This window comes from Noviherbaspirillum autotrophicum, from assembly GCF_000818395.1.
GTDB classification, from domain to species: domain Bacteria; phylum Pseudomonadota; class Gammaproteobacteria; order Burkholderiales; family Burkholderiaceae_D; genus Noviherbaspirillum; species Noviherbaspirillum autotrophicum.
The window spans coordinates 156,919-172,203 of sequence record NZ_JWJG01000028.1; the positions used below are offsets into that span (position 1 = coordinate 156,919).

Genomic DNA, 15,285 nt, shown 5'->3' on the forward strand with positions numbered 1-15,285 from the left:
TCCAACACCCCCTACGACTCTAAACATAAAGGAAGAGATATGACTGCCGAATACAAGGTCAATGGCGCTGTTGCCGTCATTACGCTCAATAATCCTCCGGTGAACGGCCTGGGTCATGCGACTCGCAGCGCGATTGTCGACGGGATGAAGAAAGCACTGAACGACGACGCCGTCAAGGCGGTGGTCATTACCGGCGCCGGCAAGGCCTTCTCCGGCGGTGCCGATATCAAGGAATTCAATTCGCCCAAGGCAATGGCAGAGCCGACGCTGCATACGGTCATCAATGTTATCGAAAATTCCACCAAGCCCGTGGTGGCCGCCATTCACAGCGTCGCGATGGGCGGCGGGCTGGAACTGGCGCTGGGTTGCCATTACCGCGTTGCCGCGCCGGGCGCGCAAATCGCGCTGCCGGAAGTGAAGCTGGGCATCCTGCCGGGCGCCGGCGGCACGCAGCGTCTGCCGCGCGTGCTCGGCCTGGAAATGGGCTTGAACATGATTGTGTCCGGCAATCCGGTTCCGTCCGAAAAGCTGGCCAAGACCGCGCTGTTCAATGAAATGGCCGAAGGCGACCTGATGGAAGCCGCGCTGGCATTCGCGAACAAGGTTGCCGACGTGCGTCCGCTGCCGAAAGTACGCGACATCAAGATCGATTACCCGAACTACGAAGGATTCCTGCAATTCTCCCGCAACACGGTCAAAGCGATGTCTGGCCCGTTCCCGGCGCCGTTGAAGTGTGTGGAAGCCGTGGCGGCCGCAGTGACAATGAAATTTGACGACGGCATCAAATTCGAGCGCGAGCTGTTCGTCGACCTGGTACAAACCACCGAATCGAAGGCGCTGCGCCATGCCTTCTTCGGCGAGCGCGCCGCCAGCAAGGTGCCTGACGTTCCGGACGATACGCCGACCCGTGCCATCAAGTCGGCTGCCGTGATCGGCGCCGGCACCATGGGTGGCGGCATCGCGATGAACTTTGCGAATGCCGGCATTCCGGTCAAGATCCTGGAAATGAAGCAGGAAGCGCTGGAGAAGGGCCTGGGCGTGATTCGCAAGAATTACGAAAATACGATGAAGAAGGGCAAGCTGACGCCGGAGAAGTTCGAGCAGCGCGTCGGCCTGATCACCGGCACACTGTCGTATGAAGAGATCGCGCAAGCCGATATCGTGATCGAAGCCGTATTCGAAGATATCGGCGTCAAGGAACAGGTGTTCAAGAAGCTCGACGAGGTGATGAAGCAAGGCGCCATTCTGGCTTCCAATACCTCGACGCTGGACGTCAACAAGATCGCTGCTTTCACCAAGCGCCCACAAGACGTCATCGGCCTGCATTTCTTCAGCCCGGCCAATGTGATGAAGCTGCTGGAAATCGTGCGCGGCGAAAAGACGGGCAAGGACGTGCTGGCAACCGCATTGCAGTTGTCGAAAAAAATCAAGAAGACCGGCGTGGTGTCGGGCGTGTGCGACGGCTTCATCGGCAACCGCATGATCGAGCAGTACAGCCGCCAGGCGGGCTTCCTGCTGGAAGAGGGCTGCACGCCGGAGCAGGTCGACAAGGCGATCGAGAAGTTCGGTTTTGCGATGGGTCCGTTCCGCATGGGCGACCTGGCCGGCAACGACATCGGCTGGTACATCCGCAAGCGCCGCTACATCGAGAAGCCGGAAGTCACCTACTCGAAGACGGCCGACCTGCTGTGCGAAATGGGCCGCTTCGGTCAGAAAACCGGTGCCGGCTGGTACGACTACAAGCCGGGCGACCGCAAGGCTTATCCGTCGCAAGTCGTCAACGACATGATCGTCAAGCACTCGGCCGACCTTGGCATTGAGCGCCGCAAGATCAGCGATCAGGAAATCGTCGAACGCCTGGTGTTTGCGCTGGTTAATGAAGGTGCATATATCCTGGAAGAAGGTATTGCGATGCGCGCTTCCGACATCGACATGGTGTACCTGACCGGCTACGGCTTCCCGTTGTTCCGCGGCGGCCCAATGTTCTATGCCGATACGGTCGGACTGCAAAATGTCGTGATGTCGATGGAAAAGTATGCGAAGGGTCGCCACGGCGATGCCTGGAAGCCGGCACCGCTGCTGGCCAAGTTGGCAGCCGAAGGCAAGACCTTCAACTGATTCAGTTCGAAGGAAGAAAAGGCCCGGGATAGTTTCCGGGCCTTTTTTATTTACGCCTGTGTATTGGTCTCGCTACCAGTAATTTTCGGTTACGAATTGGCCTGGGAGTGCTCGCCTGCACGGACGCAGGCCGCGCTGGTGCAAAAGGCGCCGGGTCTCTTCGATCATCTCCGGGTTCCCGCACAACATAATGCGGGATGATTTTTCCGTCAAAGGAATTCCGCCTGCCCGTTCTAGCTCGCCGTTTTCCAGCAGTGTCGTGATGCGTCCGCTCAGACGTGGCGGAGCAACGGCAGGATCGCGGGTCGTGCTTTGGATGATTTGCAGTGTCGCTGGGAAGGGCGCGTTTGTTGGTGGGTTGCGAGCGAGGTCGGTCAACTGTGTCTGGTACGATAATTCGGTAGCGTGGCGAACGCAATGCACCAACCGCAGATGGCGAAACTTTTCCCACACCGACGGGTCGCGCAGGATGGAGATAAAGGGCCCGATTCCTGTTCCCGTCGACAGCATCCACAGATCGTCTCCATCCTCGAAACGGTCGACCGTCATGAAACCGAAACTTTGTTTCTCCAGCAGGATACGGTCGCCCGGCTTGATTTCCTTAAGCAGGGAAGTAAATAGCCCGCCGGGCACCAGAATGCCGTAAAACTCGAGCTGCTCCTCGTGTGGCGCGGAGACCATGGAATAGGCGCGCCAGATCGCGTCATGTTCGCCCGGAAGGCCGAGGCGCGCATATTGTCCGGCGACGAAGGAATAGTTTGGCGGCCTTGTGGTCGTAAAGGTGAGCAGCGACTCGGTCCACCAGTGCATGCTGGTGATGGTTTCAAGTGTGCTTTTTCCCTTCGCTAATATGTCGTCGATCATTTCGCCTCCATCATGTCGTTGCCAGCACCGCTACTTTGATTATAAGATATATTGAAAATATATGTTTAAAAGGATTTGCCATGGCGAAGATTGTCCTGCTCGAAAAAATCCATGCGAGTGCCGCGCAGCTTCTGAACAATGAAGGTATTGCCGAGATCGTTCAATTGCCCACCGCGCTACAAGCCAATGAGTTGAAGAAAGCGCTGGAAGGTGCCGACGCAGTCGGGATCCGTTCTGCCACCCATATCACGGCTGAAGTGTTACAGGCATTGCCCCAGCTTCGCGCCATTGGCTGCTTCTGTATTGGCACCAATCAGGTCGATTTGACAGCGGCAGCGGCGCATGGTGTCCCTGTTTTCAATGCGCCATTTTCCAATACGCGCTCGGTCGCGGAACTGGTGATCGCCGAGTCGATTCTGCTGTTGCGCCGGATTCCCGAGAAAAATGTGCGCACCCATCGCGGGCAATGGGACAAGACGGCGCAGGGCGCGTACGAGGTGCGCAACAAGCTGCTTGGCATTATCGGATACGGCAATATCGGTGCGCAGGTCGGCATACTTGCTGAAAGCGTCGGCATGCGGGTGTGCTACTACGATGTCGAAAGCAAGCTGCCTCTTGGGAATGCCAAGCCCATGGCGACCATGGAAGCACTGCTGGCAGAAGCGGATATCGTGACCCTACATGTACCCGGGGGCAGCGCCACTGAACGCCTCATTACCGGCGAGCGCCTCGCGCTAATGAAACCGTCGGCCGTGCTGCTCAATGCGTCGCGCGGCGGCGTGGTCGATATTGACGCGCTCAATGCCGCCTTGCGCGAAGGGCGCTTGGCCGGCGCGGCGCTCGATGTGTTTCCGAAGGAGCCGCGTAACGACAAGGAGGAATTCATCTCGCCGCTGCGTGGGTTGGATAACGTCATCCTGACGCCGCACATTGGCGGCAGCACTGAGGAGGCGCAGGAAAATATCGGGCGGGAAGTCGCGGATAAGCTCGCGCGCTTTCTGAAGGCGGGCACGACCCGCTGGGCAGTCAACTTTCCGGAAATTCCTCACCTCGAAAAGCAAACCAAGAGCCGCGTGCTGAATGTCCACCGCAACGAACCCGGCGTGATCGCTCGCATGAATGCCGATTTTGCCCAGGCAGGGTTGAATATCGTTGCGCAACACTTGCAAACGCGCGGGCCGATCGGTTATGTGATTACCGATGTCGATGACGGGATTTCTACAGCGTTGCTGCAAAAATTGAGAAGTGAGCCGGCAACGATACGCTGCGAGCTGATTTGATTCGCTATGTTTCAGGGAGCCGTTTTATGCGGCTTCCACTTTCTTGCGCGGGTAGATCTCGATCTTGGCCAGCTGACCCAGACTGCCACTGTTGCGCAGTAAGTCGGCAAGTGTGACGCCGTGGAGCACTTGCAGATAGGCGGCCGTTGCTTGCCGCAGAACGCCCTGCAATTCGCACGAGGGAGCAAGGATGCAATTATTGTGGCTGCGATCGAAACATTCAACCATCGTGAAGTCGGGCTCCGTGCCGCGTACCACGTCGCCGATATTGATGTCTTGCGGTTCCTTCTTCAGGCGCAAGCCGCCGCTGCGGCCACGGATGGTTTCGACCAGTCCGGCGAGGCCGAGTTGATGCACCACTTTCATCAAGTGGCTCTTGGAAATATTGTAGGAATCTGCGATATCTTGGATCGTGACTAAGCGATCCCGGTTCATCCCGAGATACATGAGAGTTCGCAGCGAATAATCGGTATAGTCGGTCAGGCGCATGGCACTCAAGGCAGCGCGGTTGGCGCGCAGCCGGATCGGAATAAGATGGATTAATTATATATCTTAAGTGATCCGGCAGGAGTGCTTGTTGTATCTGTATCAAAACTGCAAGAGATATTCTTTACATGCGCTTGCTCGTGACCACGCGCGCTTCGCCGCGTTCGCCGACGGTGTGCAGCGTGACAGGGCGCCGCCACACCTTGCCGATATATTCCAGCACGCGTTCGGCGCGGAACAGGTCGACACCGCGTCCGTCGCTCTGGTTGTCATGCACCAGCTGCAGGCTACCATCGACATGCAGGTGATTGGCGGCGATGCGCGGTGCACCGTAATTGAATTTCGGCGCGAGTATGGCTTCGTGTACTGCGTGCACATCGTTTTTCGCGATGCGAATATCGCCGTCGTCACGCGCTTCATAGACGAACAGCTCCAGCTTTTCGATCAGCTCGCGGCTCAGGTAATTGCGGATGAAGCCGAAATCGTCTTCCTCACGCACGATCCGGCGCGCCGCTTCCAATCCCTGCTTCTCGATAATATCTTCCCACATTGAAAAGCCGAGGTGGTAGGGGTTCACCGCCAGTGCCAGCTGTCGTTCCGCCGCATAAGGACGTACCACGTCGGAATGCGCCTTGATCGCCGACAGGTACAGGTCGTGTGGCAGGAAGTCGGCTTCGCGCAGCAGGCGGGCATGCCAGTACGAGGCCCAGCCTTCATTCATGATTTGGCAGGCAAACACCGGATAGAAATAATAGGATTCCTCGCGTACAGCCAGGAAGATGTCGCGTTCCCAGTCTTCCATTTCAGGCGCGTAGTGCGCGATGAACCAGAGCAGATCGTATTCCGGTTGCGGTGGGATCGACACGCGTTTGGCCAGCGACTGTGTATCGGGCATGGATTTTTCGCCCGGTAGCGCATGGTAGCGCTGGTGGAACGGATCGCGCGGCTGTTCGGGTTCCGTCTTTTGCGCGGGTTGTGTCGGATACAGGGAACGATGCAGCTCCCGGTTGATATCGATATGCGGTTCCAGCGCAAGCGCGGCATCCAACACGGCCTCGACACGCTCCTGCCCGTGTTCCTGGATCGCCGTCTCGATACGATGGGCGCGCGCGGCTGCCTGTTCCAGGATATGGCCGCCAGCCATTTCCATGAACTGGGCGAACAGGTGGTTGTTTTTCGCAAAATCCGCATGACCCAGTACATGCGCGGTGACCAAGGTGTTTTCCGGCAGGGTGTTGCCGTTAACAAGGTAAGCGCGGCACGGGTCGCCCGGAAACATGACCTCGAAGATGCGCGAGTGGCCCATACCTTGACGGATCAGCTGATGGATATAGCGCACACCGAACGACCAGTGGTGCATGCGAACGGGAAGCCCGTAGACCGCGATTTCCATCATGAAGTTATTAGGCACCAGCTCGAAGTCGACCGGGTAATAATCGAGGCCGAGCTTGCGCGCCAGTTCTTCGATCTGCGTCGAATACTGCTTGAGCTGTTCAATCGATTCGGCGGAAGAGGTGGTGCACATAGAGGGATATCCATTCCGGTTGAGTGGCGGGGCCGCAAAGGAAATGTCTCATGCACTCTCCTTTGCCCCTGATCCGTCTCCCGTTGGCGGAAAACGGATGCGTGCGCAGGCGGCCCTTAGTCTGGCTTCATTCCGATTCCTGCTGGATGAAGAACTTGCGTATTGCCTTCCATACATCTTCATGGCGGGTGAGGATGGAACTGCCGAGCGGTGCGCCGGCGCGTTCGATCTCGCCGCACAGCATCTTCATTTCCGTCTCGCTGGTACGCGGCGAGCCGGGTACCGTTTCGACATAGCCGATGAAGTTCAGTAGCTTCGACAGCCGAGACAGGTAGTCGACGGCGGCGGAACGGTCCTCGGTAAAATTCTCGCCGTCGGAGGCGTAGAACAGATAGCCGTTGTAGCGCGACGGATCGTATTCCGTTTCGATCATTTCCAGCGCCAGCTTGAACGCGGTCGAAGCGCCGGTGCCACCGGTGCCGCTGACGTTGAAGAATTCACTCTCGGAAAATTCCCATGCCTGGGTGGTGTGCGCGATGAAGCGCGTTTCCACCTTGCCATACCGGCGGCGTATGCCTTGCAGCACAAAGAAGAAGAAGCTCTTGGCCAGCTTGCGCTCCGCATCGGTCATGCTGGCGGAGACATCGAGCGCGAAGATCACGACGGCATTTGTTGCAGGCTTGCGCCGCTGCACCAGCTGCTTGAAGCGCAGATCGTCGTTCGTGAACGGCACCGGATTTTCCGTGGTTTTTTCCTGCGTGGCGCGCCGCTTCACCGCTTCCTTCACGGTGCGGCGGCGGTCCAGGCGGGCACGCGCACCATGCTTGTCCCAGCCTTCGCGCACATACTCGTCGTCCTCGACGCTGGTATTACGCTTGGGCTGCAGGTCGGGCAGCTGCAATTCTTCCCACAGCCAGTCGATGATGTCGTCGACCTTGAATTCCAGCAGCATCTTGACTTCGCCATCATTATTGCCGCCTTCACCTTCTTCATCGCCCATGTCCGGCTGCGCCTGGCGCAGCACGTCGCCAGGCTTGCCCTGTCCTTGCCCCGCGCTGGTGAAGGGTTGGGACGACGAATCGGACAGACGGAAACGCGCATGCTCCAGGAGCCGCACCGGCACTTGCACGGTGCGGTCCTGCGAACCGGTAATCACATCCGGACCGGCCACCAGGTTCGGCAGGTTCTGCTGCACCGCCTCTCGCACTTTCTGGTTGTGCCGCAGCCAGTCGCGCGATCCGCGTGAGAACAAGTCGTACCAGGGCGTTTCTGCAGAGATCGTAATGTGATCAGTCATAGGTAGATAAACCTTAAAGTCGCTACTCTTGCGCCATCAGCGTGGTCACATAGTTCAGTGCCTCGCGCGCGCTGTGGCTGTCGTAGCCGTATTCGTCGACCAGGCGCCGCTCGACGACGGAGATCTTCTGACGCACCTCCTCGTCCGGCCGCGCGCTGGAAGACACCAGGCGCAGCACGTCGCGCCGCTGTTCGAACAGGTACTGCTGCACCGCGTTATGCAGTTGCGCGTGGCTGTCGAGCGTAAATTTCTCGCCGCGCTTGAACGCGCCCATCGCCTTGCGCACCACCTCTTGGCGGAACGACTGCTTGCCTGAGTCGGAGATGTGGATTTTCTCCTCCACGGCGCGCAGGAAGCGTTCGTCCGGCTTGCGTTCTTCGTTGGTGATCGGGTCCTTGATCTGGCGGTTGTCGAGCGTGGCTTCCACCTCGTCCAGATACTTGTCGAGCAAGTCCTGCGCCTCCTGTTCGAACGAGACGAACAAGGCCTTGTGCACGTCTTCCTTGACCCAGCGGTTGTAGAAGTCCTTACGCGCCAGCACCAGGTAATCGATCCACTTGCGCTTGCGCTTCGGATCGATGCGCGCATCGTTTTCGATCGCATCCTTCAGGGCCAAAAGCACGTCCATCGTGGTTAGGCTCTTCGCATTCGACTGGATGATGGCGTTCGACAAGGCATTGATCACGAAGCGCGGCGAAATGCCGGACAGTCCTTCGTCTGGCATGCGCTGCTTGAGGCGCTGGGTCTCGGCATGCGCGTAGCCTTCCACCTCTTCACTGGCGTAGAGGCGGACTTTCTTGCTTAGTTCAAGTTCCTTTTCCTCTCCTTCATGCAGCCGCGTCAGGATCGCGAACACGGCAGCGGTGTGCAGGACATGCGGATCGAGGTGCACTTCGCGGAAGGCGGGGGCGGCTGACGAAATCAATTTCTTGTAAATTCGCGCCTCGTCCTTGTAATTCAGCGTATAGGGCACCTGGATGATCACCATGCGGTCGAGCAGCGCTTCGTTCTCGCTCTCCTGCAGGAACTTGCGGAATTCGGCCAGGTTGGTGTGTGCGAGGATCGTCTCGTCGAGATAGATCAGCGGGAAGCGCGAGACCTTCACATTTTTTTCCTGCGTCAGCGTCAGCAATAGGTACAGGAATTCACGCTTGACCTTCAGGATTTCGATCATCTCCAGCATGCCGCGCGAGGCGGCATACACAGCGCCGGACCAGGACCAGGCGCGCGGGTCGCCCTCGTCACCGTATTCTGCAACCTTCGACAGGTCGACCGAACCGACCAGGTCGGCCAGGTCGGCCGTGGTCGGGTCGTGCGGCGCATAGGTGCCGATGCCGACGCGCCCGGCTTCGGAAATGAAGATGCGCTCGACCGGCATTTGCAGGAAATCGCCGTTGTATTCGGTATCGAGGCGGCTGCGGCAGTGCGGGCACATTTCGCCGATGATCTCGACGCCGTAGGTGTCGCGAAAGCGCGGCCGCAGCGAATGCGGAACCAGGTGCAGCGGCGACTCGTGCACCGGGCAACCCTGGATCGCGTACATGGCGCCGGCTTCGGTGAGGCTGTATTCCTCCAGTCCGCGCTTGAGCAGGATCACCAGCGTCGACTTGCCACCGGACGGCGGTCCCAGCAGGAGCAGGAGCCTGCGGCCGACTTCGGATCCGGCGGCTGCCGCCTTGAAATAGTCCACCACGCGGTCAATCGCTTCATCGACGCCGAACAGTTCCTGGTCGAAAAGGCGGCAGCGGAAGTTGCCATTGCCGTCTTCGCCTCCCATCCATCGGATCATATCCCACATGTACTGGTGCGAAGTGCGCGCCACGCCTTGCGGGTCCGCCGGCAACATTCCTTCGAGAAACTGGGAGAGTGTGCCGGACCAGTAGGTGGCACGGTGTTCCTGAGTGAAGGCAATCAGGCTCTGGATGAAACCTTCTTGCTGCTCAGTATGATTTGCTTCCTGTTGCGTCGTCATCGCATCTGCTCCCCGTAAGGTTATTCCGATGTAATAGAGACACCCGAAAATGGATTACGTTTCTGCCACCCTCGATTTAAGTATAGGGCGCTTCGAAAATTTCGAATGATGAGGGTGATCAATGAATGCACCCTAATGAACGTTCCCCTCATGCACCTGCCTCGTCCAGTCAGGACGGCACGTGCCGCCCGTAACTACAGTGATAGCAAGATGCATGCAAGCATATGTAAGAAGTAAAAAATGGCTCGCATGCGATCAAGTGGTGCGCAACTCTCCCGTTGCGGTGCATGACTGCGTCGGTTTGCCGGGCAGTCAGTGCCAACCTCTCGCGCATGGCTATGGTGCCGGAAAAATTTACATGCGAAGTTTGCGCATCGCCTGCGCGCGCCGCCTGTTATCCTGCGACGCTATTCGAGTGTCGATGACAAAGCACTGTTCCCGACGATCCGATTTTTGGATGCATGCGTGCTCATGTGCAAAGATCGAATATGCCTTGGCAATGATTGACCTGGATCAATGGAGGAAATTTCAGGATTTACGATAGTGTGTACAGATACATTTCCTTGTGCCAACAAACAGCAATGCGGGGCCGCCCGGCCCGAAGGAGAAGCTTCACATGCAGATTCAGTTTTTAGGGGCGACAGGAACCGTCACCGGATCAAAATATCTTGTCACCGCTGGCCGTACCAATATCCTGATCGACTGCGGGTTGTTCCAGGGTTACAAGCAGCTGAGGCTGCGCAACTGGGCGCACTTGCCGGTAACGCCTTCAACGATCGATGCTGTCGTGCTGACCCATGCGCACCTCGATCACAGCGGCTACATTCCGCTCCTGGTAAAAAACGGCTTCAGAGGAAAAATTTACTGCAGCGAAGCGACCTATGACCTGTGCAAGATACTGTTGCCGGACAGCGGACATCTGCTGGAAGAGGAAGCCGCTTACGCGGATCGGCATGGCTTCTCCAAACACAAGCCGGCGCTGCCCTTGTATACCCAGGACGATGCGGTCCGTTCGCTCCAGTTCGTCGCGCCGGTCAAGTTCGACGAGCGCTTCGTGCCGGGCGACGGCCTGCATGCCCGGCTGGTCCATGGCGGGCACATCCTTGGCGCCGGCATCCTGACACTCGACGATGGCGCGGCCACCATTACCTTTTCCGGCGATCTCGGGCGCCTGCACGACCCGGTCATGCTGCCGCCGGCGCATATCGAACGCTCCGATTACCTTGTGGTGGAGTCGACATACGGCAACCGGCGCCACGACCCGGCGGATCCGATGCTCGTCCTCGGCAATACGATCAGGGAGACGGTGGCACGCGGCGGCATCGTCGTGATTCCATCGTTTGCCGTCGGGCGCGCGCAGGAATTGATGTATTACATACACTTGCTCAAGGAATCGGGAGCCATTCCACGCTTGCTCCCGGTCTATCTGAACAGCCCGATGGCGGTCGATGCCACCGTGTTGTACCGGAAACACCGCAGCGACCATCGCCTGGATGTCGAGCAGTGCTCTGCCATGTGCCAGGCGGCAAAGATCGTCAACAGCGTCGAGGAGTCGATTGCACTGAACCAGCAACGAATGCCGATGGTCATCATCGCCGCGAGCGGCATGGCCACCGGCGGGCGTGTCTTGCATCATCTCAAGGCCTTCGCTTCCAATCCGCGCAACACCATCCTGTTTGCCGGATACCAGGCTGGCGGCACGCGCGGCGCCGCCATGGTGGCGGGTGCCGAGGCGGTCAAGATCCATGGGGAGTATGTGCCGGTGCGGGCGCAGGTGGTCCAGATCGAAAACCTTTCCGCGCATGCAGATGGAGAAGAAATCCTGGATTGGCTGTCTCACTTCCAGTCCCCGCCGCGCAAGACCTTTATTACGCACGGTGAACCGGATGCCGCCGATACGTTGCGCAAGAGTATCGAGGAGCGCTTGCATTGGCAATGCGAAGTGCCTGAGTATCTGTCCACGGCGGAACTGTCATGAGCGACCGGCTGAATCCCGACCAGACTCCCCATAACGGCCCGGCCCATGTGCTGCGCATGCGTCGCATTGGTATCGATACCTATCTCGAACCGGTCATCTACATGCGCAGCGAATGCCATATCTGCCGTTCGGAAGGTTTCGAGGCGCATTCCCGCATCGAAGTGTGGCGTGGCGGGCAGCACATCGTCGCCACCCTGAACGTCGTCCATTCCCCCCTGCTGGCGCTCGATGAAGCAGGACTGTCGGAAGCCGCATGGCGCGCGCTGGGCGGCGTCGATGGAGAGCAGATCAAAATATTCCATCCGCAGCCGATGCACTCGTTTTCTTACGTGCGCGGAAAAATCTTCGGCAAGCCGATCGACGCCGAAGGCGCCAACGCGATCATGCGCGACATCGTCGACGGACGCTACTCGGACATGGAAATGGCGGCGTTCATCGCCACCTGCGCCGGCAACCGCATGGATACCAACGAGATTACGGCGTTTACCCGCGCCATGATCAACGTCGGCAAGCGCCTGGAATGGGGACGTCATCCCGTGGTGGACAAGCATTGCGTCGGTGGATTGCCGGGCAACCGTACGACGCTGATCGTGGTCCCGATCGTCGCGGCCTGCGGCCTTACCATTCCCAAGACATCGTCACGCGCGATTACGTCGCCGGCCGGCAGCGCCGATACGATGGAAACGCTGGCGCCGGTGACGCTCGACCTGGCCCGGATCCGTCGTGTGGTGGAGCAGGAAAGTGGCTGCATCGCCTGGGGCGGGGCGGTCAGCCTGAGCCCGGCCGACGATATCCTGATTCGCGTCGAGCGTCCGCTCGGGCTGGATAGCGATGGCCAACTGGTGGCGTCGGTGCTGTCCAAAAAGGCCGCGGCCGGTTCCACCCATGCATTGATCGATATACCGGTAGGGCCGACTGCCAAGGTGCGGTCCGAGCAGGCGGCGCAACTCCTGGGCGCGCGCCTGATCGAGGTCGGGCAGGCACTCGGCATCCAGGTGCAGACTATCGTGACCGATGGCCGGCAGCCGATCGGGCGCGGCATTGGGCCCGCGCTGGAAGCGCACGACGTGCTTGCAGTTTTGCAAAATCTCCCCGACGCGCCGGACGATCTGCGTCAGCGCGCGCTGCTGCTGGCCGGCCAGGTGCTCGAAATGGGTGGCAAGGCGCAACCGGGAAAAGGCATGGCGCTGGCGCACACGGTACTGGCAAGCGGCGCCGCATGGAAAAAGTTCCAGGCAATCTGCGATGCGCAGGGAGGAATGCGCGTTCCTCCCCGGGCGGCGCACCAGCACGTACTGACGGCCGCCGCCGGCGGGCGGGTGGTGGAAATCGACAACCGGCGCCTGGCGCGTGCAGCCAAGCTGGCCGGCGCACCCAGGGCACCTGCTGCGGGCGTCCTGCTGCACGTGGCGCTCGATACGGTGGTGCAGAAAGGGCAGCCGCTGCTGACCATTCATGCGGAATCCCCGGGCGAATTGGCTTACGCGAAAACCTATGTGCAGGCCGAGCAAGACATGATTTTGATTGACGAGGACCGATGAACATGCGATCTGATACCAATACCGTGACGCTGTATCCCGACGCCGCAGTCTTGAACAGGGAGGTGGCGCAATGATTCCGATTCTTTTTGCCATGCCGGGCAACGAAGCTTTTGTGCTGCATCTGGACCGGGCAATGTCGTGCGAAGTCGGACAAATGGAAATGCGGCGCTTTCCCGATGGTGAAACCTATGTCCGCCTGTTGTCGCAAGTGCGCGAGCGCGACGTGATCTTCGTCTGCACGCTCGACCATCCGGACGAGAAAATGATGTCGCTCTACCTTGCCGCGCGTACCGCGCGCGAACTCGGGGCACGGCGCGTCGGGCTGGTCGCGCCGTATCTGGCGTACATGCGGCAGGACGCGCGCTTTCTTGAGGGCGAAGGCATCACTTCCGTGCATTTCGCCAGCTTCGTTTCCGATTTCTGCGACTGGCTGGTCACGGTCGACCCGCACCTGCACCGGCACCATCGGCTCAATGAAATTTATAGCATCCCCACCAAGGCAGTGCGCGCGGCGCCCCATATCGGTGAGTGGATCGCCGCCAACATCGAGCAGCCGGTGATTGTCGGCCCCGATGCCGAAAGCGAACAATGGGCCGCTAAGGTCGCGAAGTCGGTCGGCTGTCCTTATACCGTGTTGAACAAGATCCGCAAAGGGGATCGCGACGTGGAGGTCCTTGCTCCCGGAAAAGGCGATTGGCAGGGTGGAACGCCGGTGCTGGTGGACGATATCGCATCGACCGCGAATACCATGATCGCGGCGGCGGAAAAGCTGAAAGCGGCCGGGCTGCCGCCTCCAGTATGCATCGCCGTGCATCCGATCTTTGCCGGGAATGCGTACGCGGAGTTGCAGGCGGCCGGCGTGGCGCGCATCGTCAGTTGCAACACGATCGCGCACCCCTCCAACGGGATCGATATCAGCGACGACGTAGCTGTGGCGGCGGTCGAACTGATGGCTATCCTGCCGATTGACCGTTGATGTTGTTGGCAGCTAGTGGCGCCGGCTGCCAATAGGTGTATGTTTTTCGTTTAATTTCAGACACAAGGATTGACAGGAAAAATCGTTTTCGATGGAATGGTCAAAGCCGTTATCCGACAGCATGTTTAACGGTTGGAACGAATTTTGCAGGATAAGGCCAGTGCAGCAGCAGATGTTCCCGTCATCAAGTTTTCTCGGAAATACTCGATAACGGAAGTAACGCGGCAAATGCCATATCAGTACCTGTCGGTTTGTTCCGATCGTTAAGGCAGCATGCATTCAGGAGTTTCATCATGACGATCACACTGGCCCGTTCTCATTCGGTCTACAACACCAAGGACGTCGAATCCGCGCAGGAAAGAGCGCGCGCCCTGAAATCCCCCGAGCTGGAAGCCTTCTACGACAACATGCTGGCGCTGGGCGGCGATCGCTTCGTCACCACGCCATCGTCGACTGACGCGCTCGATCCACTGTACGGGGATTGCCCGAATTTCGAGGAAGTGCTGGACGATTTGGCGCGTTACGTTGGACTCTCGCTGGCAGGCGGCGCGGGAGTCAACGTGATGCCGATCCTGCTGCTGGGTGATCCGGGCGTGGGGAAGACCCATTTCGGCAAGCGGCTGGCGGCCGCCCTGGGCACCGAATTCGAGTTCATCAGCATGAATGCGCTGTCGGCCGGATTTGTCATCACCGGCAGTTCGTCGACCTGGAAGGGAGCGAAGTGCGGCAAGGTGGCAGAACGCCTGGTGCGCGGCAAGTTCGCCAATCCGGTAGTGCTGCTCGACGAAGTGGAAAAGGCGACCGGCTCGACCCAGTCGGACCCGATGGCTGCCTTGTACCAGTTGCTGGAACCGGAAACGTCCCGCGCGTTTCATGATGAATTCATCGATGTCGACCTCGATGCCAGCCAGGTTTTCTGGGTGCTCACGGCCAATAGCCTGGACGGCATTCCGCCGGCGCTGCTGAGCCGGATGGCGGTCTACGAAGTGCCTGCGCCGAACGCCGAACAGGCAGCTACCATTGCCCAGCGCGTGTATGCGGGACTGCTGCGCGAGCTGAAGCTGCAGAACATGGATGCCGAGCTGACAGGCAAGGTGCTCGACAAGCTATCGGAAATCTCGCCGCGGGAAATGCGCAAGTCCTTGCTGGACGGCCTGGGTTATGCCGTTGCCGCCGGCAGAACAGAGCTGCTACCGGAAGACGTGCGTGTCAAGACCGATGGCGGCAAGCGCCGGATCGGTTTTTGAA

General features: G+C 59.1%; 11 protein-coding genes. 6 read left to right on the forward strand and 5 right to left on the reverse strand.

Features of this window, described 5'->3' with window-relative positions:
- Nucleotides 1–39 precede the first annotated feature (39 nt).
- A complete protein-coding gene (locus tag TSA66_RS02040; protein ID WP_040038802.1) occupies nucleotides 40–2,118 on the forward strand; it encodes a 3-hydroxyacyl-CoA dehydrogenase NAD-binding domain-containing protein in 2,079 nt (692 codons plus the stop codon).
- Between the two features lie 72 nt (nucleotides 2,119–2,190).
- On the opposite strand, the gene TSA66_RS02045 is transcribed toward TSA66_RS02040, so the two are convergent.
- Nucleotides 2,191–2,982 carry a ferredoxin--NADP reductase gene (locus tag TSA66_RS02045; RefSeq protein ID WP_040038803.1) on the reverse strand — a complete coding sequence of 264 codons (792 nt, stop codon included), beginning with the start codon at nucleotides 2,980–2,982 and terminating at the stop codon, nucleotides 2,191–2,193.
- 80 nt (nucleotides 2,983–3,062) lie between these two features.
- Here TSA66_RS02045 and serA point away from each other — a divergent pair, with 80 nt between their 5' ends.
- A complete protein-coding gene (gene serA, locus TSA66_RS02050) occupies nucleotides 3,063–4,262 on the forward strand; it encodes a phosphoglycerate dehydrogenase (protein WP_040038804.1) in 1,200 nt (399 codons plus the stop codon).
- Between the two features lie 24 nt (nucleotides 4,263–4,286).
- Here serA and TSA66_RS02055 read toward each other — a convergent pair whose 3' ends face one another.
- The 4 genes from TSA66_RS02055 to TSA66_RS02070 form a co-directional block, all read right to left on the reverse strand.
- Nucleotides 4,287–4,751: an RrF2 family transcriptional regulator gene (locus tag TSA66_RS02055; RefSeq protein ID WP_040038805.1), complete on the reverse strand. Its 465-nt coding sequence runs from the start codon at nucleotides 4,749–4,751 to the stop codon at nucleotides 4,287–4,289.
- A 121-nt stretch (nucleotides 4,752–4,872) separates the two neighbouring features.
- Nucleotides 4,873–6,273 (reverse strand): SpoVR family protein, encoded by a 1,401-nt coding sequence (locus TSA66_RS02060; protein WP_040038806.1) that lies wholly within the window; start codon nucleotides 6,271–6,273, stop codon nucleotides 4,873–4,875.
- 127 nt (nucleotides 6,274–6,400) lie between these two features.
- Entirely contained in the window at nucleotides 6,401–7,570 is a 1,170-nt protein-coding gene (locus TSA66_RS02065; protein ID WP_040038807.1) for a DUF444 family protein, read from the reverse strand.
- A 22-nt stretch (nucleotides 7,571–7,592) separates the two neighbouring features.
- Nucleotides 7,593–9,542, reverse strand: coding sequence for a prkA protein (locus TSA66_RS02070; protein ID WP_052452019.1), 1,950 nt, complete (start codon nucleotides 9,540–9,542; stop codon nucleotides 7,593–7,595).
- Nucleotides 9,543–10,158: 616 nt separating this feature from the next.
- Here TSA66_RS02070 and TSA66_RS02075 point away from each other — a divergent pair.
- The 4 genes from TSA66_RS02075 (at nucleotide 10,159) to TSA66_RS02090 (ending at nucleotide 15,284) form a co-directional block, all read left to right on the forward strand.
- Nucleotides 10,159–11,520 (forward strand): MBL fold metallo-hydrolase RNA specificity domain-containing protein, encoded by a 1,362-nt coding sequence (locus TSA66_RS02075; protein ID WP_040038808.1) that lies wholly within the window; start codon nucleotides 10,159–10,161, stop codon nucleotides 11,518–11,520.
- A complete protein-coding gene (locus TSA66_RS02080) occupies nucleotides 11,517–13,061 on the forward strand; it encodes a thymidine phosphorylase family protein (protein WP_052452020.1) in 1,545 nt (514 codons plus the stop codon). Before TSA66_RS02075 ends, TSA66_RS02080 begins: the two co-directional genes overlap by 4 nt.
- Nucleotides 13,062–13,131: 70 nt before the next feature.
- Nucleotides 13,132–14,037, forward strand: a complete 906-nt coding sequence (locus tag TSA66_RS02085) for a ribose-phosphate pyrophosphokinase (RefSeq protein ID WP_040038809.1) — start codon at nucleotides 13,132–13,134, stop codon at nucleotides 14,035–14,037.
- 293 nt (nucleotides 14,038–14,330) lie between these two features.
- Nucleotides 14,331–15,284, forward strand: coding sequence for an AAA family ATPase (locus TSA66_RS02090; RefSeq protein ID WP_040038810.1), 954 nt, complete (start codon nucleotides 14,331–14,333; stop codon nucleotides 15,282–15,284).
- Nucleotide 15,285: the final 1 nt, after the last annotated feature.